This window comes from Stenotrophomonas sp. TWI1409, assembly GCF_039673015.1.
Classification (GTDB): Bacteria; Pseudomonadota; Gammaproteobacteria; order Xanthomonadales; family Xanthomonadaceae; genus Stenotrophomonas; species Stenotrophomonas maltophilia_A.
Genome location: NZ_JBDJKU010000021.1, coordinates 46,696 through 66,948 on the forward strand (window position 1 = coordinate 46,696; position 20,253 = coordinate 66,948).

At 67.4% G+C, this 20,253-nt stretch carries 18 protein-coding genes; 7 read left to right on the forward strand and 11 right to left on the reverse strand.

All coding sequences use genetic code 11. The annotated features are described in order from the left end of the window. Positions 1–246: 246 nt before the first annotated feature. On the reverse strand, positions 247–3,021 hold the full coding sequence (polA, locus tag ABE423_RS09145) for a DNA polymerase I (protein ID WP_346485805.1): 2,775 nt from the start codon (positions 3,019–3,021) through the stop codon (positions 247–249). Positions 3,022–3,119: 98 nt separating this feature from the next. On the opposite strand from polA, the gene ABE423_RS09150 reads away from it, so the two are divergent. Then, entirely contained in the window at positions 3,120–3,404 is a 285-nt protein-coding gene (locus tag ABE423_RS09150) for a DUF2782 domain-containing protein (protein WP_005411628.1), read from the forward strand. A 135-nt stretch (positions 3,405–3,539) separates the two neighbouring features. Here the strand turns inward: ABE423_RS09150 and ABE423_RS09155 are convergent, their stop codons facing one another. After that, positions 3,540–3,986, reverse strand: a complete 447-nt coding sequence (locus ABE423_RS09155) for a universal stress protein (RefSeq protein ID WP_005411629.1) — start codon at positions 3,984–3,986, stop codon at positions 3,540–3,542. 184 nt (positions 3,987–4,170) lie between these two features. Between ABE423_RS09155 and ABE423_RS09160 the strand changes: the two genes are divergently transcribed. Next, positions 4,171–4,317, forward strand: coding sequence for a hypothetical protein (locus ABE423_RS09160; RefSeq protein ID WP_346485807.1), 147 nt, complete (start codon positions 4,171–4,173; stop codon positions 4,315–4,317). An 84-nt stretch (positions 4,318–4,401) separates the two neighbouring features. On the opposite strand, the gene ABE423_RS09165 is transcribed toward ABE423_RS09160, so the two are convergent. The 9 genes from ABE423_RS09165 to ABE423_RS09205 form a co-directional block, all read right to left on the reverse strand. Next, positions 4,402–4,956 carry a hypothetical protein gene (locus ABE423_RS09165; protein WP_164080032.1) on the reverse strand — a complete coding sequence of 185 codons (555 nt, stop codon included), beginning with the start codon at positions 4,954–4,956 and terminating at the stop codon, positions 4,402–4,404. A 206-nt stretch (positions 4,957–5,162) separates the two neighbouring features. Next, entirely contained in the window at positions 5,163–5,489 is a 327-nt protein-coding gene (locus tag ABE423_RS09170; protein ID WP_053498324.1) for a low molecular weight protein tyrosine phosphatase family protein, read from the reverse strand. A 65-nt stretch (positions 5,490–5,554) separates the two neighbouring features. Then, positions 5,555–7,747 (reverse strand): DNA helicase II, encoded by a 2,193-nt coding sequence (gene uvrD / locus ABE423_RS09175; RefSeq protein ID WP_346485810.1) that lies wholly within the window; start codon positions 7,745–7,747, stop codon positions 5,555–5,557. A gap of 9 nt (positions 7,748–7,756) precedes the next feature. After that, positions 7,757–9,178, reverse strand: a complete 1,422-nt coding sequence (locus ABE423_RS09180) for an FAD/NAD(P)-binding protein (protein WP_346485812.1) — start codon at positions 9,176–9,178, stop codon at positions 7,757–7,759. Between the two features lie 45 nt (positions 9,179–9,223). Beyond that, positions 9,224–10,642 (reverse strand): cardiolipin synthase, encoded by a 1,419-nt coding sequence (gene cls / locus ABE423_RS09185; RefSeq protein ID WP_125893378.1) that lies wholly within the window; start codon positions 10,640–10,642, stop codon positions 9,224–9,226. Between the two features lie 341 nt (positions 10,643–10,983). After that, positions 10,984–11,151 (reverse strand): 50S ribosomal protein L33, encoded by a 168-nt coding sequence (gene rpmG / locus ABE423_RS09190; RefSeq protein WP_170272460.1) that lies wholly within the window; start codon positions 11,149–11,151, stop codon positions 10,984–10,986. A gap of 10 nt (positions 11,152–11,161) precedes the next feature. After that, the gene (gene rpmB, locus ABE423_RS09195; RefSeq protein ID WP_005411638.1) at positions 11,162–11,398 is read right to left on the reverse strand and encodes a 50S ribosomal protein L28; all 237 of its coding nucleotides are present in this window, start codon (positions 11,396–11,398) and stop codon (positions 11,162–11,164) included. A 247-nt stretch (positions 11,399–11,645) separates the two neighbouring features. Beyond that, positions 11,646–12,155 (reverse strand): DNA polymerase III subunit epsilon, encoded by a 510-nt coding sequence (gene dnaQ / locus ABE423_RS09200; protein ID WP_049462269.1) that lies wholly within the window; start codon positions 12,153–12,155, stop codon positions 11,646–11,648. A gap of 55 nt (positions 12,156–12,210) precedes the next feature. After that, entirely contained in the window at positions 12,211–13,104 is an 894-nt protein-coding gene (locus ABE423_RS09205) for a LysR family transcriptional regulator (RefSeq protein ID WP_125893323.1), read from the reverse strand. A 107-nt stretch (positions 13,105–13,211) separates the two neighbouring features. Here ABE423_RS09205 and ABE423_RS09210 point away from each other — a divergent pair, with 107 nt between their 5' ends. The 5 genes from ABE423_RS09210 (at position 13,212) to ABE423_RS09230 (ending at position 20,153) form a co-directional block, all read left to right on the forward strand. Further along, positions 13,212–13,601 (forward strand): RidA family protein, encoded by a 390-nt coding sequence (locus ABE423_RS09210; protein ID WP_125893321.1) that lies wholly within the window; start codon positions 13,212–13,214, stop codon positions 13,599–13,601. A 484-nt stretch (positions 13,602–14,085) separates the two neighbouring features. After that, entirely contained in the window at positions 14,086–14,421 is a 336-nt protein-coding gene (locus ABE423_RS09215; protein ID WP_006402574.1) for a hypothetical protein, read from the forward strand. 56 nt (positions 14,422–14,477) lie between these two features. Beyond that, positions 14,478–15,731: a TolC family protein gene (locus ABE423_RS09220; protein WP_346485815.1), complete on the forward strand. Its 1,254-nt coding sequence runs from the start codon at positions 14,478–14,480 to the stop codon at positions 15,729–15,731. Beyond that, positions 15,728–16,933: an efflux RND transporter periplasmic adaptor subunit gene (locus ABE423_RS09225; protein WP_346485817.1), complete on the forward strand. Its 1,206-nt coding sequence runs from the start codon at positions 15,728–15,730 to the stop codon at positions 16,931–16,933. Before ABE423_RS09220 ends, ABE423_RS09225 begins: the two co-directional genes overlap by 4 nt. Positions 16,934–16,943: 10 nt before the next feature. Next, positions 16,944–20,153 carry a CusA/CzcA family heavy metal efflux RND transporter gene (locus ABE423_RS09230; protein ID WP_164080024.1) on the forward strand — a complete coding sequence of 1,070 codons (3,210 nt, stop codon included), beginning with the start codon at positions 16,944–16,946 and terminating at the stop codon, positions 20,151–20,153. Positions 20,154–20,253: the final 100 nt, after the last annotated feature.

Below are 20,253 nucleotides of genomic sequence, written 5' to 3' on the forward strand. Positions count from 1 at the left end.
AGGGGGAGGTCAACGGGGCCGGGGAACGGGCACTTGGGGAGGAGTCCCCGTTCCGAGATCTGCTCCAGGGGATGGGAGAGATCCACAACAGGCGTTGCGCCTGTCGAGAGTTATAGAAGCACTCCGAACACTAACGGTTCGTGAAGGGGCCCAATTTAATGAACCTCCATCAGGGCAACATTCATGATCGAGTCAGAAACCTCTGACGAATGAACGAATTCACGTCGTTTTCGGCCTGAAACACCCTCAGTGTGCTTCGTCCCAGTTGTTGCCGATGCCGATATCGACCACCAGCGGCACCCGCAGTTTGGCCGCTTGCGACATGCGCTCGACCACCTGCAAACGCAACTCCTCGACGAAACTGCTTTCGGTTTCGAACACCAGTTCATCGTGCACCTGCAGGATCATCCGTGCCGGTGCGCCGCTGTCACGCAGCCACTGGTCCACGTCCACCATCGCGCGCTTGATGATGTCTGCGGCGGTGCCCTGCATCGGCGCGTTGATCGCGGCGCGCTCGGCACCGGCGCGCAGGCCCTGGTTACGTGCATGAATGTCGTTCAGGTACAGGCGGCGGCCGAACAGGGTTTCCACATAGCCCTGGTCGCGGGCCTGCTGGCGCATCCGCTCCATGAAATCACGCACGCCCGGGTAGCGGCTGAAGTACAGCGCCACGTAGTCCTGCGCCTGGCCACGGTCGATGCCCAGGTTGCGCGCCAGGCCGAAGGCGCTCATGCCGTACATCAGGCCGAAGTTGATCGCCTTGGCCGCGCGGCGCTCGTTCGGGGTCACTTCCTCCAGCGTGCGCCCGAACACCTCGGCGGCGGTGGCGCGGTGCACGTCGGCGCCCTGCTCGAAGGCACGCACCAGGCCCGGGTCCTCGGACAGGTGGGCCATGATCCGCAGCTCGATCTGCGAATAGTCGGCCGCCAGCAGCTGGAAGCCCTCCGGCGCGATGAATGCGCGGCGGATACGGCGGCCATCCTCGGTGCGGATCGGGATGTTCTGCAGGTTCGGGTCTGACGAGGACAGGCGGCCGGTGGCGGCGCCGGACTGGTGGTAGCTGGTGTGCACGCGGCCGGTGTCCGGGTTGACCATCTCCGGCAGCTTGTCGGTGTAGGTGCTGCGCAGCTTGGCCAGGCCCCGGTAGTCCAGGATCACTCGCGGCAGCTCGTGCTGGTCGGCGATCGCCTCCAGCGCCTCTTCATTGGTGCTGGGCTGGCCCTTCGGGGTCTTCACCACCGCCGGCAGCTTCAGCTCATCGAACAGCACCGCCTGCAGCTGCTTGGGCGAATCCAGGTTGAAGCTACGGCCGGCCAGCTCGGTGGCCTTCTGCTGCGCGGCCAGCATGCGCGAGGACAGGTCCTGGCTCTGCCGGCGCAGTTCATCGGTATCGATCCGCACGCCATTGGCTTCGATCGTGGTCAGCACCGGCACCAGCGGCATCTCGATGTCGCGGTACACGCTGTCCAGCGCCGGCTCGGCCAGCAGCTGCGGCTGCAGCGCGTGGTGCAGGCGCAGGGTGACGTCGGCGTCCTCGGCCGCATAGCGGCTGGCTTCGTCGATGCCCACCTGCGAGAACGGAATCTGCTTGGCGCCCTTGCCGGCCACGTCCTCGAACTTGATGGTGTTGTAGCCCAGGTAACGCAGGGCCAGTGAATCCATGTCGTGGCGGGTGGCGGTGGAATTGAGCACGAAGCTCTCGAGCATGGTGTCGTCGTGGTAGCCCTGCACCTCCACGCCGTGGCGGCGCAGCACATGCAGGTCGTACTTCCCATGCTGGCCCAGCTTTTTCTTTGCCGGGTCCTGCAGCACCGGGCGCAGCGCATCCAGCACCTGCTGCATCGGCAGCTGCGCCGGCGCGCCCGGGTAATCGTGGCCGACCGGAATATAGGCGGCCTTGCCCGGCTCGACCGCCAGACTGATGCCCACCAGGCGCGCGCGCATCGCGTCCAGCGCATCGGTTTCGGTATCGAAGCTGATCAGGTCCGCCTGCTGCAGGCGCTCCACCCAAGCCAGCAGCTGCTCTGCGGTCAACACGGTCTCGTATTCACCCGGCGCGGCCAGCGCCGGATCCAGCGTGCCGACGGCCGGTGCCTCGGCGCTGCCACGGGCGAAGCCGGCGGCGGTGCCACGCAGGCTCGGCGTTGCTTCGCTGGCGGCCGTCGGCGCCGGCAGCGGTGCACCCAGCTCCTTCAGCGCCTGGGTGAAGCCGTAGCGCGCATACAGCTCGGTCAGCTCCGGCACGTCCTGCTCGCGCAGGGCCAGCGTGGTCGGGCTGGCGTCCAGCTCTACGTCGGTGCGGATGGTCACCAGCTCGCGGTTCAGCGGCAGGCGCTCCAGCGCGGCGCGCAGGTTCTCGCCGATCTTGCCCTTCATGGTCGGCGCGGCGGCCATCACCCCGTCCAGGTGCTGGTACTCGGCCAGCCACTTGGCGGCGGTCTTCGGCCCACATTTCTCCACGCCCGGCACGTTGTCGACGGTATCGCCCATCAACGCCAGCAGGTCGATGATCTGATCGGCGCGCACGCCGAACTTCTCCATCACCGCGGCATCGGAATCCATGCGGCTGCCGGTCATGGTGTTGACCAGCTCGATGCCCGGGCGCACCAGCTGGGCAAAGTCCTTGTCGCCGGTGGAGATGGTCACCTTCAGGTCCTGTGCCACGCCCTGCAGGGCCAGCGTGCCGATCACATCATCGGCCTCCACGCCGGGAATGCGCAGGATGCTGATGCCCAGTGCTTCAACGATGCGGCACATCGGTTCAACCTGGCTGCGCAGCTCGTCGGGCATCGGCGGGCGGTTGGCCTTGTACTGGTCGTACAGGTCATCACGGAAGGTCTTGCCCGGCGCATCGACCACGAATGCCACGTAGGCCGGGCGCTCCTTCAGCGTCGAGCGCAGCATGTTGACCACGCCGAACAGCGCGCCGGTGGGTTCGCCCTGTGCATTGGACAGGGGCGGCAGCGCGTGGAACGCGCGGTACAGGTAACTGGACCCGTCGATCAGGACTAATCTGCTCATGGGTTGATTCTACGCGCCCGTGCCTGCACTGCGACGACACGGCACAGCCGCGGCGATGGGGCATAATCAAGGCTCTTTCCAGGCAAAGGCCCCCGCCGATGAAGACCCTGATGCTGGCTTCCCTGCTCCTGCTCGCTGGCTGCGCCAGCATGGGTGGCGCGGGCGCTCCCCCGGTGGACGTCAAGGGCGCGGATGTGTCCAAGCGCACCATGGACAACGGCGATGTCATCGAGGAATACCGCGTGTCCGGCCAGCTGCGCATGGTCAAAGTGACCCCGTCGCGCGGTGCCCCGTTCTACATGTACGACAAGAACGGCGATGGCCGTTTCGACAACGACAAGGACGGCGTATCGCCGGTGTACTGGAAGCTGTACAGCTGGTGATGTGACCGGGGTCGGATCCCTGCGATTCAGTAGATCCACGCCATGCGTGGATGGGCCCCTGCCGGCCCCCACAAAAGATGACGCCGGCGCGCATCCTGCGGCCGGCGTCGGGTCCCCTCCCCGGGAACGCTTGTATCAGCGGATGACCAGCACCGGCAGCGTGCTGCGTGCCAGCACTTCAGCGGTCTGGCTGCCCAGCAGCACACGGGTCACGCCACGGCGGCCATGCGAGGTCATCACGATCAGATCGCTGTTGCGCTCGCCGGCGGTCTCGATGATGCCGTCAGCCGCGTAGCGGTCCAGCACGTGCACCGGATTGGCGGTGATGCCCTGCTCGGCCGCCTTGGCCAGCGCCGGCTGCAACACCTTCTGCGCACCTTCCTCGCGGTCGGCCTTGTACTCCGGGCTGTTCATGTAGCCCACGCTCCAGCCCATGGCATCGTACATGCCGACGGCCCATGGCTCGGAAACAGTCACGATATCGACCTCGGCATTGAGGTCCTTGGCCAGCTCCAGGCCCTTGGCCAGGCCCTTGTCGGCCAGCTCGGATCCGTCGGTGGCAATCAGGATGCGCTTGTACATGGTGGGGCTCCGTAGCGATCTGCCAGATGGGAACGACACCATTGCACACCGGATGTGCAGGCCGTGCCTTGAGCAGGATCAATCCGGCGCGGCGCAGCGGCGTGTGCGCACCGCCGGCTTGCGTACCCGGACACTGCAGCGCAAGCTGGGTGGGCGGCGGCACCGCCGCCTTGGGAGAACCCGCATGCAGGACAGCAAGCCGACACCACGAAGCCCCCTCAGGATCATCCTTTGGAGCCTCATCGCCGCCTTCGTGCTGTTATGCGGCGGCTATCATCTGGGCAAGGACATGGCGCTGCGTGACAACGCCCGGCAGTCAGCCGGCCGATAACGCTCTTCTGTAGAGCCGAGCCCAGCTCGGCTGTTTTTACCCCCCGAAGCAGCCGAGCCAGGCGCGGCGCTACAATTTCTGCCCTCAGGCGATCTGCACCACGCGTGCGTTCTGGCACAGCGGGTAGCTGCCGACGAATTCAGCAATCGCATCACGCATCGCTTCGAACGATTCGCCGTACATGTACAGCGCGGTCTCGGTCGGGCCCTGCCACCAGCTGCAGATCTCGCCCAGGCCGTCGATGTTCTCCGACAGCTGTTCGAACACGTGGTTGGAATCGCACTGCTCGTAGACCTCGTCCGGCAGGGTCAGGCCATCCAGGTAGATGCCCAGGCCCTCGGTCACGCCGAAGCCTCGATCAGCCTCGCCCGCACCCTGCAGCTGCGAACCCTTCGGCGCGCCCAGCTGCTCCAGCAGGTCGATCAGCTTCGGCACGCCGGCCGCATCGACCAGGGCAACTTCGATATCGCCGTATTCGACCTCACCCAGGTCTGACATCGCAGTGCCGCCGCCGGTCAGCTCGCCCACCTGGGCCGCCTGCAGCAGCGCATCGAGCGGATCCTCGAACAGCTCATGACGATGCTCGGGCTGCAGCTTGGCGTTCAACTTCACGGTGACGTGCAGCGTGGGTTCGGTCATCGGGGCGTTCCTGGAAGATGTCAGACCCCATTGTAGAGTCGAAGGTAGCGGCAGGAGCCGCTGCCAACGTCGCCTGCGACGGCCCGAAGGGTGCCGGTCAGGACGACCGGCATAGCTTGCTCGACTGCCTTTGTAGAGTCGAGCCGTGCTCGACTGCCTTTCCCACCAGAAGCAGCCGAGCATGGGCTCGGCTCTACAACAGCCCGTCAACGCAGGAACGGCGCCACCTTGCGCTTGAGCAGCTCCACCAGCACCGGGTCCATGTAGTCGTAGTCGTCCGGGATATCCAGACAGATCACCCGCTTGCCGTTCAGCCATGCCTTGTAACGGCTGGACAGACGGTTGCGGTGCGCCTTTTCCATCACGAAGACCAGATCGGCCCACTGCAGCAACTCGGGGCTGAGTACTTCCTCGGCGTCGGCCAGCAACCCGGCTGAGGCGGTCTCGATGCCCGGCCAATCGGCAAATACCTGCTCGGCGGTGGGGCTGCGCAGGCGGTTCTGGCTGCAGAGGAAGAGCACGTTGCGGGTCATGCCCGCAGCGTATCGGGGTCGGACTCCTTTTCCAACGGAAAAGGGATCCGACCCCTCGACAGTGATCAGATCACCGTCAGGTTGGCATACGCCATCACCAGCCACTTGCTGCCGGCATCGGCAAACTCGACCTGCACGCGGGCGTGGGCGCCGTTGCCCTCGTAGTCGGTCACCATGCCTTCGCCGAACTTGGGGTGGTTCACCAGTGCGCCAAGCTTAAGCGGCGGTGCCTCGATCGAGGCATGGCCCATCACCCGGCTGGCGCCCATCGAGGCCGGCCGCGAGACCTGCACCTTCGGGCGCACTTCGTGCAGCAGCTCGCGCGGAATCTCGCGCAGGAAACGCGACGGCAGGCTGTAGTTGTCCTGGCCGTGGATGCGGCGCGATTCGGCGTAGCTCAGCACCAGCTTCTGGCGCGCGCGGGTGATGCCGACGTAGGCCAGGCGGCGCTCTTCTTCCAGCCGCCCGCTTTCCTCCAGCGAGCGTGCACTGGGGAACAGGCCTTCTTCCAGGCCGGCCAGGAACACCAGCGGGAACTCCAGGCCCTTGGCCGAGTGCAGGGTCATCAGCTGCACGCCGTCCTCGCCCGCCTGCGCCTGGCCCTCACCGGCCTCCAGCGCGGCATAGGCCAGGAATGCGACCAGCTCGTCCATGTCCTCGCCCACTTCCTCGATGTCGTCGGCGCGACGCACAAAGCGAGAGGCCACCGAGACCAGTTCGTCGAGGTTGTCGGTGCGCGATTCCGAGTCCAGCGCGTTGCGGCTTTCCTTGCTCCAGTGCTCGCGCAGCTGCGAGCGGGCCAGCACGTGGTCCACGCGCTCGGCCAGGGTCATGTGCAGGGTCTGCGCCTGCAGCTCGTTGACCAGCACCAGGAAGCCGGCCAGCGCATTGCGCGCACGTGCGGCCAGTGCGCTGCCCTGGGTGACCAGCATGGTCGCTTCCCACAGCGAGATGCCCTGCGCGCGCGCCTCGCGGCGCACTTCGTCCAGCGTGCGGTCGCCGATGCCACGCGTCGGCGTGTTGACCGCGCGCTCGAAGGCGGCGTCATCGTTGCGGTTGGACAGCAGGCGCAGGTAGGCCAGCGCATCCTTGATTTCGGCACGCTCGAAGAAGCGCATGCCGCCATACACGCGGTACGGCACCTGTTCGCTCAGCAGCGCCTCTTCCAGCGCGCGCGACTGCGCGTTGCTGCGGTAGAGCACGGCCACTTCGGTATAGCTGCCACCGTCTCGCACCCACTGGCGCGCGCGCTCGACGATGTAGCGCGCCTCGTCCATCTCGTTGTACGCCGCGTACAAGTCGATCGGCTCGCCGTCGCCGCTGTCGGTCCACAGTTCCTTGCCGATGCGGTCCGGGTTGTGCGCGATGACCGCGTTGGCGGCGCCGAGGATGTTGGCCGTGGAGCGGTAGTTCTGTTCCAGGCGGATGGTCTGCGCACCCGGGAAGTCGCGCAGGAAGCCCTGCACGTTCTCGACCTTGGCACCGCGCCAGCCGTAGATGGCCTGGTCATCGTCACCGACCACGAACACGTGGCCGGAATCGCCGGCCAGCACGCGCACGAAGGCGTACTGGATGGCATTGGTGTCCTGGAACTCGTCCACCAGGATCTCGCGGAAGCGCGCGCGGTAGTGCGACAGCAACGCCGGGTTGTCGCGCAGCAGCTCATGCGCGCGCAGCAGCAGCTCGGCGAAGTCGACCAGGCCGGCGCGGTCGCAACGCGCCTGGTACTCGATGTAGGCCTGGCGCATGGTTTCCAGCCACGCGTCGTGCGGTTCGGGCTGGATGTGCTGAGGGCGGCGGCCCTCGTCCTTCTGCGCGTTGATCCACCACGCGATCTGCTTGGCCGGGTACTTGCCGTCGTCCAGTTCCAGCGCCTGCACCACGCGCTTGACCAGCCGCAGCTGGTCGTCCGAATCCATCACCTGGAAGCCTTCCGGCAGTTTCGCGTCCTGCCAGTGCAGGCGCAGCAGGCGGTTGGCCAGGCCGTGGAAGGTGCCGATCCACATGCCGCGGCTGCCATTGGGCAGCTGTGCGTCGATGCGGTGGCGCATTTCGCCGGCCGCCTTGTTGGTGAAGGTCACCGCGAAAATGCCGTGGGTCGGCACGCCATCGACTTCATGCAGCCAGGCGATGCGGTGGGTGAGTACGCGGGTCTTGCCGGAACCGGCACCGGCCAGCACCAGGTGGTGGCCGGGGGGAGCGGAGACGGCTTCGCGCTGGGCCGGGTTCAGGCCATCAAGCAGGTGGGAGACATCCATGCCCCCATTTTACGGCATCGCCGTCGCGGCTCCTGCGACCACCTGGGTTGCCAGTGCCTGCGCCTGCTGACGCAGTTCAGGCACCGCCAGGCTTTCCCACAGGCTGCCGATGCGCAGGCTGCCGAGTACGCCCAGCCGTGCCTGCGGCTGGCCACCGGCGGCACACAGGCGATCGCCCGGCACCGTGCTGTCCAGGCCCAGCCCGTGCGGGCCGGGGCGCGCCAGCCCATCAGCCTGCAGCTGCTGCAGCAACGGATTACGCAGCGCGCTGGCGCGGGTTTCCACGCCGGTGGCGTTGATCACCCCGCTGATCGTCCACTGCTGTTCATTGCCCGAGGCATCGCGGCCAGACAGCCGCAGAACATCATCTTCGCGCCAGACGCGTTGCAGGCGGGACCGGTGGATACGCAGCTGGCCGCTGTCCTGCAGTGTCTGCAGCTGCGCGTCGACCTCTTCGGCGATGCGGTGGCGATGGACGTCCCAGTAGCGCACCACATGCCGCAGGAAGCGGCGCTGGTCGGCCTCATCGAGGCTGCACCACAGCGCCTGCCCGTGCGAGCGGATGCGGTCCATCACGCCCTGCCACGGCAGGCCGTCGGCCTGCGCCTGGCGTGCGAACCCGCGCAATGCGTGCAGGCGCTGGCGCAGGTTCATCGGCAGCAACGTGGCCGGGTCGAAGCTGGGCAGGCCGCCATGCGCATGCGGCAACGGCAGCAGGCCGTGGCGCGAGATCACGTGCAGCGGGCCGGTGTGGCCGGCAGCGACCAGCGCCAACACGGTGTCGGCCATGCTCAGGCCGGACCCGACAATGGCCACGGCCTGCTCACCGGCCAGGGTGCGTACGCCGTCGTAGTCCCAGGCCTCGATCACATCGTCGGCAGGCAGCGCATCGGCACCGGCCACCGGCAGCGGGCGCATGCTGTTGCCGGTGGCGAGCACCGCCTGCGCGGCGTGCAGCGTGTGGCCATCGCCGAGCGTCAGCTGGTAGCCGTGGTCATCCGGCTGCAGGCCCAGTACCGGCTGCGCGATCACCTGCAGCTGCGCCGGGCTGGCTGCGGCAGCGTCCTGCAGGCGCTGCTGCAGGTAGGCCGCGAAGTAGTGGCGGCACACGTAACGCTCGCCCAGCACCTCGCGCGCCTCGCCCGGGTAGGCGTTGGCGGCCATCAGGTAGTCGAGGAAATCGCCGGGCTGGTCGGCAAACGCACTCATCTTCGCCGCCGGCACGTTCAGCAGATGCTCCGGCCACGGCGTGGCATAGGCGATGCCCTGCGCCAGCTGCGAGGCGGGTTCGAAAATGGCCAGCGCCAGCGGCGCCTTGGCCTGGCGCAGTACCTGGATCGCCACCAGCACCCCGGCCGCACCACCACCGATGATTGCCAGGTCCAGTTCGCCATTACGCGGTGAATCAGTCATGTGCCGATTGTAGGCCATCGGCGATGACAGGCCGGATTGCCGAAATGGGCGGCCGGCCTTGCCTCACATCAACGCATCGGCCAAGCGTGCGATGCCTTCGCGGCTGCGCCGCCACGTAGGGCGGCTGCGCCACTGCTGCAGGTCCAGCTGCCGCGACTCGCGCAGGTAGCCGTCCTCGATCGCGCACAGCTGCTGCACCAGCGCGCGGTCGTAGCAGATCAGGCCGATTTCGGCATTCAGCGCGAACGAGCGGATATCCATGTTGATCGAGCCAAGCACCGCGATGTCCTCGTCCACGCTCATGTGCTTGGCGTGCAGGAACTGCGGTTCGTACAGCGCGATGCGCACGCCACAGCGCAGCAGCTCGTCGTAGTACGCCTCCTGCGCCCACGAGGTCAGCCGCTGGTTGTTGCTGGCCGACAGGATCAGCTGCACGTCCACGCCGGACAACGCCGCGATGCGCAGCGCGCTCAGCGTGGCTTCGTCGGGCACGAAGTACGGGGTGACCATCACCAGCCGGCGCCGTGCGAGGTGGATCAGCGCCGCCACCGCGTCGCGTGCGTTGCTGTACGGGTAGGCCGGGCCGCTGGGCAGCAGCTGGGTGGCGATGTCGTCGCTGCACTCGGGCACGTCGGCGATCACGTCCAGGCGCTGGCCGGTTTCCATGTACCAGTCGCTGGCGAACACCGCCTCCAGATGCGCCACCGCCGGGCCACGCACGCGCGCCACCAGCTCGCGGTTCGGGTGGCCGGGCACGAACTGAGGGCCCGCCAGGTTCTGCGAACCGACATACGCCACTTCGTTGTCGATCACCGCGATCTTGCGGTGGTTGCGCAGGTCCATGCGCCCGCTGCGGCGCCAGCGCAGGCCACCGGGCAGCATCGCGCGCACTTCGATGTCGCGCGCCTGCAGGCGCTTGCGATAGGCGCGCAGGCCGCGCTTGGCGCCCACCGCGTCGAGCAGCACGCGGCATTGCACGCCACGCGCCGCTGCTCGCTGCAGTGCCTCGACCACCGCCTCGCCCACCGCGTCATCGAACATCAGGTAGTACAGCAGGTGCACACGGTCTTCTGCCTGGTCGATGTCGGCGATCAGCGTGTGCAGCGATTCGTCGTAGTCGGTCAACAGGTCCACCGCGTTGCCGTGCACCGGCATGAAGTCGCCCTGGCGCTGCACCAGCGGCACGATCTCGGCGCAGGCGGTGTCTGGCTGCGGGGTCCAGCGCAGGCGATGCTGCAGCGCCTGTTCTTCGCGGATGACCTGCGAGGCCTCGGCCTGGCGGCGGATGCGCTCGCGCGACAGCCACGGGTGGCCGAACAGCAGGTACAGCGGCAGGCCCAGCAGCGGCACGAAGCCGACCAGCAGCAGCCAGCTGCGCGCCGCCCCCGGCGTGGTGCGGGTGGGGATCCAGCACAGCGCGACCAGCCGGATCAGCCAGTCGATCAGCAGCAGGTACGAACCCAGCAACCACTCGAACAGCATCGCGTCGCCCGTCGGGAGGTGATGGGCCATTCTGCCCAGCGGGGTGTGTAGAGTCGAGCCGCGCTCGACTGCTTTGAAGCCGTGTGCCAACCAAGGTGGGCACCTACCGGGTGGGGGGACAGCGTGTCGACCAAGGTCGACACCTACCGGGGGTGGGGCCGGCGTGCCAACCAAGGTTGGCACCTACCGGGTGAAGGGACAGCGTGTCGACCAAGGTCGACACCTACCGGGGGTGGAGGGAATGTGCCGACCAACGGTCGGCACCCACTCTCTGGATGCCAGGCATGAAAAAACCCGCCACAAGGGCGGGTTTCTTCGCGGGGATCAGCAATCCTTGCGGATTACTTGATCTTGCCTTCCTTGTACGGGACGTGCTTACGGACGACCGGATCGTACTTGGAGAATTCCATCTTCCCCGGGGTGTTCTTCTTGTTCTTGTCGGTCGTGTAGAAGTGACCGGTACCAGCGGTCGAAATCATACGGACCTTATCGCGCTTGCCTGCCATGATCGTCTACTCCTCAGACCTTTTCGCCGCGCGCACGCAGCTCAGCCAGAACGGAATCGATGCCGTTCTTGTCGATGGTGCGCAGTGCATGCGCGGAAACACGAAGCTTCACCCAGCGGTTTTCGCTGGCAACCCAGAAGCGGCGCTCGTGCAGATTCGGCAGGAAACGACGACGGGTCTTGTTGTTGGCGTGCGAGACGTTGTTACCCGTCTGCACTCGCTTGCCGGAAACCTGGCATACGCGGGACATTGCGCACCTCGATAGTAAGTTGTGTCAGCCCGTAGCCCGGGAGACGGCGGCCTCGATGGTTGCCCACCACACGTCAAGAGAATCAAAGGGTTACGCTGGCGTTGGGCGGCCGGGGACGTGCTCCCGGAGGCGCCGCCCGGTAGAAAACCGGACACAGCGAGCCGCGCATTATGCACGGGTTCAAGCACTTGCGCAAGTTACCCACAGGCTGGGGCTGAATGCGACGGTCGCTCCCTGTAGAACCAGCTCAGCGCAGATGCGGAATCACCTGGGCCAGTAGATGGGCATCCTTCAACGCGCCGTGCAGGCCGCGCTGGCTGGGAATGCGCAGGCGCTGCAGCACATCATCCAGCTTGTTGCCCTGACCCGGCCAGCGCCCGCGCGCCAGCTTCAAGCTGCAGGTAATGCGGCAATGCTGGGCCAGCGTGCCGGGGATGCCAGCCAGGCGCAGCTCGTTGTCCAGGAAACCCACGTCGAAGGTGGCGTTGTGCGCGACCATCTCGCTGCCACGCAGGAACTCCAGCAGCTCGGCGGCCTTGCTGGAGAACAGTGGCTTGCCCACCAGCATCGCGTCGCTGATGCCGTGCACGCGCTGCGCGCCCCAGTCCACCTTGCGCTGCGGCTGCAGGTAGGTGTGGAACTGGCGGCCGGTGAGCTGGCCATCGATCAGTTCGACGGCACCGATTTCGATCACCCGGTGCCCCAGGCGGTGGGAGATGCCGGTGGTTTCGGTATCCAGTGCGACGATGCGGCTCATCAGGGTGTGCGTTCTCCAGTACGTGCAGCCGGATTTTCGCACGCGACCGATGCACTCACCCCAACGCTTCCACCACCCAATCAATGAACACCCGCAGCCGCTGGCTCATGTGCCGGTTCGGCGGGAACATCACATGCATCGGCATGGGCGGCAGCTGCCAGTCCTGCAGCACCGGCAGCAGCTCGCCGCGCGCCAGATGCGGCTCGGCCATGTAGCTGGGCAGCGCGACCACGCCCAGCCCCGCCAACGCAGCGGCCAGATAGGCGTTGCCGTCGTCGAAGCCGACCGTGTAGCGGCCCTGCACCTCGACGCGCTCATCGCCGCGATGGGCGCGGAACACGCGGGCGCGGCCACTGCGCGGGCTGAGGAAACCGACCATGTGGTGATCGGGCCCTTCCAGCGCGCGCGGGTCGGTCGGCACGCCGAAGCGCTGCACATAGCCGGGGCTGGCATGGAAGCCGATCGGCAGCGCAGCAAGCGGCCGCGCCACCAGCGCCGGGTCGGCTGGAGTGCCACCACGGATCACGCAATCGACGTTGTCGGCGATGACGTCCACCTCGCGGTCACTCACGCCGATGTCCAGCTGGATCTCCGGGTAGCGCGCCTGGAAATCCGGCAGCGCCGGCACCAGCCGCAGCCGCGCGTAGGGTCCGGGCACGTCCACCCGCAGGCGCCCGCGCGGCTGGGTGGCCGCATCGCCCAGCCCGCCCTCCACCTCTTCCAGCTCGGCCAGCAGGCGGGCGATGCGCGGGTAATAGGCCGCGCCATCGGCGGTGACGCTGACCCGGCGCGTGGTGCGGTTGAGCAACCGCAGCCGCAGGTGCGCCTCCAGCTGCTGCACCAGCTGGGTGACCGTGGTGCGGCTGACCTGCAGGGTGTGCGCAGCGCGGGTAAAGCTGCCGGTCTCCACCACTCGGGCAAAGGCCCGCATCGCCTCGAAACGGTCCATGGCAGGTCATGATTGTTTGGAATTAGCAATCAATCTAGGCCGATCATCGCGGTTTATCCAGACAGCGCTGGCGCGGAGGATGGCGTTCTCTCCCACGGGATCTTCCCATGTCACAGCGTGATGTCGTTTTCCCCGCCTGCCGCCAGACCCTGTACGAGCGCAACCGCTACTCGCCAGCGATCCGATCCAACGGCTTCCTGTTCGTTTCCGGCCAGGTCGGCAGCCGCGAGGACGGCTCACCCGAGCCGGATTTCGAAGCCCAGGTGCGCCGCGCCTTCGAGAATCTCAACGCGGTGCTGGCTGCCGCCGGCTGCAGCTTCGATGACGTGGTCGACGTGACCGTGTTCCTGGTCGACCCCGAGAAGAACTTCGAGAAGGCCTGGGCGATCGTGCCCGAGTACTGGGGCGAGGCGCCGCACCCGACCCTGACCGGCATCGGCGTGACCTGGCTGTACGGATTCCAGTTCGAGATCAAGGTGATCGCGAAGCTGCCGTGATACGGGTAGTGCCGGCCGCTGGCCGGCAATGTGTCGGAGGTCGAAAAGCGTGTCGACCAAGGTCGACACCTACCAGGGCAGTCGGCGTGACCTGGCTGTATGGTTCCAGTTCGAGATCAAGTTGATCGCGAAGCTGCCTGCAGACCGGTAGTGCCGGCCGCTGGCCGGCAACGTGTCGGGGGCCGAAAAGCGTGTCGACCAAGGTCGACACCTACCAGGGCAGTCGGCGTGACCTGGCTGTACGGGTTCCAGTTCGAGATCAAGGTGATCGCGAAGCTGCCTGCAGACCGGTAGTGCCGGCCGCTGGCCGGCAATGTGTCGGAGGTCGAAAAGCGTGTCGACCAAGGTCGACACCCACCAGGGCAGGAGGTCGGCACCTGCCAGAGCTGGCGTGCCCGGCCCACCTGAACGGGAGGTTCCGACGAATTCCCGAGGTGGCCATTGATATTGTATCCGGCGAAAACCGCTTGCTAGCCTCCCCTCCATGCGCCGGATCACCCGCCAACTGCGTACGTACCTGATGATGCTGCTGATGGCGGCATTCGTGGTCGTGCCGGTGGCCGACGCACTGGTGTGTGCGGTGGAACCGCATGCCAGCAGCGCCCATGTCGAATCCCTCGCGGACGACGCAGGCGGTGACAGCGACAGCAAGCACACGGGTGCCTGCACGCATAACCACTGCCACCACTCCACGCTGAGCCTGCCGGCGAACGATTTCGCCGCTTTCGGTACGCCGCTGCCGGCGCGCTGGATGAATGCCGGCGACGTGGCGACCTATGCGGTCGCCCAGGATGAATTGACGCGTCCCCCCCGGGCGTGAGTTGAGCGCGTCCCGCAATCGCGGGCTCCCGTTTCACTCACAACCGGAATCCCCCTATGTCGATCCTGACACCTCGGTCGCCGCGCGCGGCCGGGCTGGTCGTCGCCGTGTTGCTGGGCCTGGCCCCGGCAGCATCGGTGATGGCGCAAGCCGCCCCCTCCTACGACACCCTGCTTGAACGCCTGGACCAGCTGCCCGGTACCCGTGTGGGTACGGCACTGGCCGAGGCCGCCGATGCGCGTGCCGACCAGGCCCGTGCGTTGCCCAATCCTTCCCTCTCCTACTCCGCCGAAAACGCCTGGGGCACCGGCTCCTATGGCGGCATGGGCAAGGCCGATACCGTGCTCACCCTGTCCCAGCCGCTGGAGGTCTGGGGCCAGCGTGGCGCGCGTGTCCGTGCCGCCCGCGCCGAGGCACAGGCCGCCAACCTGCGTGGTGCCCAAAGCCGCAGCGACGTGGCCAGCCAGCTGGCGGTGGTCTACGCACAGGCGGAAAGCGCACTGCGCCGCTACAGCCTGGCCGAAGAAGCACTGACCCTCACCCGCGATGACGCCAACGCCGTCAACGCGATGGTCAAGCAGGGCCGCGAGCCGCAGCTGCGTGCGGTGCAGGCGCAGAGCGAAGTGGCCAACGCCAGTGCTTCACTGGATGAGGCACAGGCCTTCCGCGATGCCGCGCTGGCCCGCCTGGCCGGTGCCGCGCTGCTGGATGCGCCGGTGCAGTCGATTGACGACAGCCTGCTCGACCGGGCCCCGCCGCTGCCGCGTGGCGCCACCGACGTGGCACTGGCGGTGCGCATCGCCGAAGCCGAAGCCGATGCGGCCGGCAAGCTGGTCGACGTGGAGCGCAAGCGCGCCCTGCCCGACCTCAGTGTCACCGCCGCACAGACCCGCTTCCGCGAAGGCGGCGAGCGTGCCTACAACCTCGGGGTCAGCCTCAGCATCCCGCTGTTCGACCGCAACCGCGGGGGCATCCGCGCCGCCAATGCCGACCAGCGCGCGGCCGAGGCCCGCCTGGACCAGCAGCGCCGCGACAGCGAGGCGGCACGTCTCTCCGCCGTAGCCGGACTGAAAGCCGCCGGAAGCCGGACCCGCGCCGCCGATGAAAGCGTGGTCGCCGCCGAAGAGGCGTATCGCCTGGCCCGCGTCGGCTTCGACGCCGGACGTATCTCGCAGCTGGAACTGCGCAGCACGCGCAGCGCCCTCATCGCCGCCCGCGGCACCGCCGTGGATGCGCGCCTGTCGCGCGTCGGCGCGGAAATCGATCTTGCCCGCCTTGAGGGGCGCGCACCTTTTGTGGAGGCCAAATGACTCTCTCCCGTACTTTCCCGCTGATCGGCGGCGTGCTGCTGACCATGCTGCTGGCCGGCTGCGCTGGCAACGCACAGACGCCTGCCAATGAAGACCCCGCTGCGGCCAAGGCCGGCACCGACGATGGCCACGGCCATGCCGCCGACAGCAAGGAGGCCAAGGCGGAAACCGCCAAAGCCCCCGCCGACGCCGATGAAGGCGTGGTGCAGCTGACCCAGGAACAGATCAAGGCCTCCGGTATCGAAGTGGTCGCGATCGGTCGCGGTGGCGGTGGCTCGACCCGGCTGTCCGGCAGGGTCGAGCCCACCGTGGGCGCCCGCGCTTCGGTTGCCTCCACGGTGACCGGCCGCGTCGAGCGCGTGCTGGTCGCGCCGGGCACGGCGGTGAAGCAGAACCAGGCACTGGTCATCGTGGTCAGTGGCGAGGCCGCGGTGTTCCGCGCCAATGCGCTGGCCGCCTCGGCCGAAGCAGAAGCCGCGCGCCTGGCCTATGGCCGCGACAAGGCGCTGGTCGACCAGGGCGTGGTCGCCCGCCAGGAAATGGAAACCTCGCGCGCACGTTCGCTGGCGGCACAGGCCCAGGCCGCCGCCGCGCAGGCCCAAGCCGCCGCCAACGGTTCGCCGGACAGCAGCGGTCGCGTGCGCATCACCAGCCCGGTAGCCGGCATCGTCGGCAACGTGCAGGTCACCCCGGGTGGCGTGGTCGCCGCCGGCAGCGCGGTGGCCGACGTCGCCGACCCGACGATGAACGAACTGGTGTTCACCGCGCCGCCTGCGCTTGCCGCGCAGGTCACGCCCGGCATGAAGCTGGAAGTGAGCGTGCCGGGGGGCAGCTTCACCGCCACCGTCACCGGGTCGGCCGCCGATGTCCGCCAGCAGGGCGGCGTCGCGGTGATCCGTGCCACGCCGGTGGATGCCGCGCTGCCGCCGGCCGGTTCGCCGGTCTCTGCGGTGGTGGTCACCGAAGGCCAGGACGGCTCGCTCAGCGTGCCCGCCGATGCGGTGCAGAACGTCGATGGCAGCAGTGCGGTGTTCGTCGCCGTCGAAGGCGGCTTCAAGGCGCAGCCGGTGCTGGCTGGCCGTCGTGCTGGTGACCGTATCGAGATCCTCGGTGGGCTGACCGGCAACGAGCGCATCGTCGGTGCCAACGCCTTCCTGCTCAAGGCCGAGCTGGCCAAGGGCGAAGCCGAGCACGGCCACTGAGGAGGCGACCATGTTCAAGCTGATCATTGAAACAGCGGTACGCCACCGCTGGCTGGTGGTGTTCATGGCGGCGCTGATCGCCGCCGTGGGCCTGTTCCAGCTGGGCAAGCTGCCGATCGACGCGGTACCGGACATCACCAACCGCCAAGTGCAGATCAACACGGTGGCACCTGCACTGACCCCGGAGCAGATCGAACGGCAGGTGACCTACCCGCTGGAAACCGCGCTGGCCGGCATTCCCGGCCTGACCACCACGCGTTCGCTGTCGCGCAATGGCTTCTCGCAGGTCACCGCGATCTTCACTGATGCGACCGACATCTACTTCGCCCGCCAGCAGGTGGCCGAACGCATGCGCGAAGCGTCTGAAGACCTGCCCGATGGTGCGTCGCCGATGCTGTCGCCGGTCACCACCGGCCTCGGCGAGGTGCTGATGTGGACGGTGGACTTCACGGCGTTCGATCCGGCCAAGCTGGCCAAGCCCGGTGAAGCGGGTTGGCAGGCCGGCGAGGTCTACCGCACGCCGGAAGGCAACCTGCTTCGCACGCCGGAAGAACGTGCCACCTACCTGCGCACCGTGCAGGACTGGATCATCGCGCCGCAGATGCGTTCCAGCCCGGGGCTGGCCGGCGTCGATACGGTCGGCGGCTACGTCAAGGAATACGGCGTGCATCCGGACAGTGCCAAGCTGGCCGCGCACGGCCTCGGCCTGGCCGACCTGGTCACTGCCCTGCAGCGTTCCAACGTACAGGCCGGTGCCGGTTTCGTGCAGCGTGCCGGCGAGGGCCTGGTGGTACGTGCTGACGGCCTGGCGCTGACCACCGACGATCTCGCACAGGCCCCGGTAGCCACCCGCAATGGCGTGGTGGTACGCGTGGCCGATGTGGCCGACGTCGACCTGAGCCGCGCACCGCGCCTGGGTGCGGCCAGCCGCAACGGCCATGAAGCCGTGCTGGGTACCGCGCTGATGATCGCCGGCGGCAACAGCCGCACCGTGGCGCAGGCAGCTGCGGCGCGCCTGGAACAGGTGAACAAATCGCTGCCGGCCGACATCGTGGCGGCACCGGTGCTGGACCGCAGCGTGCTGGTCAATTCCACCATCAAGACCGTGGCCAAGAACCTCACCGAGGGCGCGTTGCTGGTGGTGGTGGTGCTGTTCCTGCTGCTGGGCAACCTGCGTGCGGCAACGATCACCGCGCTGGTCATTCCGCTGTCGTTCCTCTTCGCAGTGATCGGCATGAACCGCTTCGGCATCAGCGGCAACCTGATGAGCCTGGGTGCGCTGGACTTCGGCATCCTGGTGGACGGTGCGGTGATCGTGGTCGAGTCGACCCTGCTGATGCTGGGCCAGCGCCGCGCCGAACTGGGCCGTGCGTTGACCGCGATGGAACGCCTGCGCGTGGCCGCCGATTCGGCGATGAAGATGGCGCGCCCTGCGGCCTTCGGCCAGCTGATCATCCTGCTGGTGTTCGCGCCGATCCTTACCCTGGAAGGCGTGGAGGGCAAGACGTTCCACCCGATGGCGGCCACGTTCATGCTGGCCCTGATCGGTGCCTTCATCTTCTCCTTCACCTTCGTGCCGGCGATGGCCGCACTGCTGGTACGCGAGCCGAAGGTGAAGGACGGCGATGCACATGCTGACGATGGCGAGCACGAAACCAAGCTGATCCGCGTGCTGCGTGCGCGCATCGAACCAGTGGTGCGCAAAGCCGTGGCGCATCCGCGCACGGTGCTGGCCGGTGCGGTGATGATGGTGGTGGTGGGTATCGGTTCGTTCTCGCTGCTGGGCCGCGAGTTCATGCCGACGCTGGACGAAGGCAACGTGGCGATGCAGGCCCTGCGCGTGCCGTCGACCTCACTGGAGCAGTCGCTGGCGATGCAGCTGGCACTGGAAAAGGCGATTGCCAAACAGCCGGAAGTGGAAACCGTGTTCTCGCGCACCGGTACCGCAGAGGCGGCGATCGACCCGATGCCGACCAACATCTCCGACAGCGTGATCGTGCTCAAGCCACGCAAGGACTGGCCGGATCCGAAACTGGGCAAGGATGCACTGGTAGCACGCTTCGAAAAGCTGGCCGGGCAGCAGCTGGGCAACAGCTTCGAATTCAGCCAGCCGATCGAGCTGCGCTTCAACGAGCTGATTTCCGGCGTGCGTACCGACCTGGCGGTGATGATCTTCGGCGATGACTTCAGCCAGCTGCAGAAGGTGGCCGACCAGGTGGCGTTGAAGCTGCGTGCGGTGAACGGTGCGGCCGACGTGCGGGTGGAACAGATCTCCGGCCTGCCCACGCTCAATGTGGCCATCGACCACGTGGCGGCGGCGCAGTACGGCCTGACTGCCGCGGACGTGAGTGACGCGCTGTCCACCGGCATCGGTGGTACCGCCGCCGGCAAGATCTTCGAAGGTGATCGCCGCTTCAACGTGGTGGTGCGCCTGGACGATGCCTCGCGCAATGATCCGGACCAGCTGGCCTCGTTGCCGATCGCCACGCCTGCAGGCCTGGTGATTCCGCTGTCGTCGGTCGCGCGCATCACGGTCAGCGAAGGGCCCAACCAAATCAGCCGCAACAACGGCAGCCGCCGCGTGGTGGTGCAGGCCAACGTGCGTGGCCGCGACCTGGGCGGCTTCGTCGGCGAAGCGCAGGCAGCGGTGGCCGACGTGGCACTGCCGCCGGGTGCGTATCTGACCTGGGGCGGCCAGTTCGAGAACCTGCAGCGTGCCGAGAAGCGGCTGGCGACGGTGGTGCCGGTGGTGTTCCTGCTGATCGGCAGCCTGCTGTTCATGGCGCTGCGCAGCGGCAAGGAAGCCATTCTGGTGTTCAGCTGCGTGCCGTTGGCGCTGGTCGGCGGCATTCTCGCGCTGCTGCTGCGTGGCATGCCGTTTTCGGTGTCGGCGGCGGTTGGTTTCATCGCCGTGTCCGGCGTGGCCACCTTGAACGGCCTGGTGCTGATGCAGGCGATCCGCGAGCGCCTGGATGCCGGTGACCTGCCGCTGCAGGCGGCGATCAACGGCGCCTCCAGCCGCATCCGCGCGGTGCTGACCACGGCGCTGGTGGCGATCGTCGGCTTCATTCCGATGGCGATCGCCAGCGGTTCCGGTGCGGAAGTGCAGAAGCCGCTGGCGACAGTGGTGATCGGTGGCCTGATCACCGCCACCGTGCTGACCCTGCTGGTGCTGCCGACCTTTGCAGCGCGGGTGGCCAAGCCAAGGGCGGTGGGCTGAAAGACCACGGGGTCGGATCCTGCGATCCGACCCCGTTTTCCAATCAGGGGTAGTGCCGGCCGCTGGCCGGCAATGTCGAACAATTGCGGTGCATGCGGGT

Excerpts from the sequence above, each read along its gene's own strand:
- ABE423_RS09165 (WP_164080032.1), bottom strand. The coding sequence starts at position 4,956 with ATGACCGAACCCACGCTGCACGTCACCGTGAAGTTGAACGCCAAGCTG.
- ABE423_RS09210 (WP_125893321.1), top strand. The coding sequence starts at position 13,212 with ATGTCACAGCGTGATGTCGTTTTCCCCGCCTGCCGCCAGACCCTGTAC.
- dnaQ (WP_049462269.1), bottom strand. The coding sequence starts at position 12,155 with ATGAGCCGCATCGTCGCACTGGATACCGAAACCACCGGCATCTCCCAC.
- uvrD (WP_346485810.1), bottom strand. The coding sequence starts at position 7,747 with ATGGATGTCTCCCACCTGCTTGATGGCCTGAACCCGGCCCAGCGCGAA.
- polA (WP_346485805.1), bottom strand. The coding sequence starts at position 3,021 with ATGAGCAGATTAGTCCTGATCGACGGGTCCAGTTACCTGTACCGCGCG.
- ABE423_RS09155 (WP_005411629.1), bottom strand. The coding sequence starts at position 3,986 with ATGTACAAGCGCATCCTGATTGCCACCGACGGATCCGAGCTGGCCGAC.
- rpmB (WP_005411638.1), bottom strand. The coding sequence starts at position 11,398 with ATGTCCCGCGTATGCCAGGTTTCCGGCAAGCGAGTGCAGACGGGTAAC.
- ABE423_RS09150 (WP_005411628.1), top strand. The coding sequence starts at position 3,120 with ATGAAGACCCTGATGCTGGCTTCCCTGCTCCTGCTCGCTGGCTGCGCC.
- ABE423_RS09205 (WP_125893323.1), bottom strand. The coding sequence starts at position 13,104 with ATGGACCGTTTCGAGGCGATGCGGGCCTTTGCCCGAGTGGTGGAGACC.
- ABE423_RS09225 (WP_346485817.1), top strand. The coding sequence starts at position 15,728 with ATGACTCTCTCCCGTACTTTCCCGCTGATCGGCGGCGTGCTGCTGACC.
- ABE423_RS09180 (WP_346485812.1), bottom strand. The coding sequence starts at position 9,178 with ATGGCCTACAATCGGCACATGACTGATTCACCGCGTAATGGCGAACTG.
- ABE423_RS09170 (WP_053498324.1), bottom strand. The coding sequence starts at position 5,489 with ATGACCCGCAACGTGCTCTTCCTCTGCAGCCAGAACCGCCTGCGCAGC.
- ABE423_RS09220 (WP_346485815.1), top strand. The coding sequence starts at position 14,478 with ATGTCGATCCTGACACCTCGGTCGCCGCGCGCGGCCGGGCTGGTCGTC.
- ABE423_RS09230 (WP_164080024.1), top strand. The coding sequence starts at position 16,944 with ATGTTCAAGCTGATCATTGAAACAGCGGTACGCCACCGCTGGCTGGTG.
- ABE423_RS09215 (WP_006402574.1), top strand. The coding sequence starts at position 14,086 with ATGCGCCGGATCACCCGCCAACTGCGTACGTACCTGATGATGCTGCTG.
- ABE423_RS09160 (WP_346485807.1), top strand. The coding sequence starts at position 4,171 with ATGCAGGACAGCAAGCCGACACCACGAAGCCCCCTCAGGATCATCCTT.
- cls (WP_125893378.1), bottom strand. The coding sequence starts at position 10,642 with ATGCTGTTCGAGTGGTTGCTGGGTTCGTACCTGCTGCTGATCGACTGG.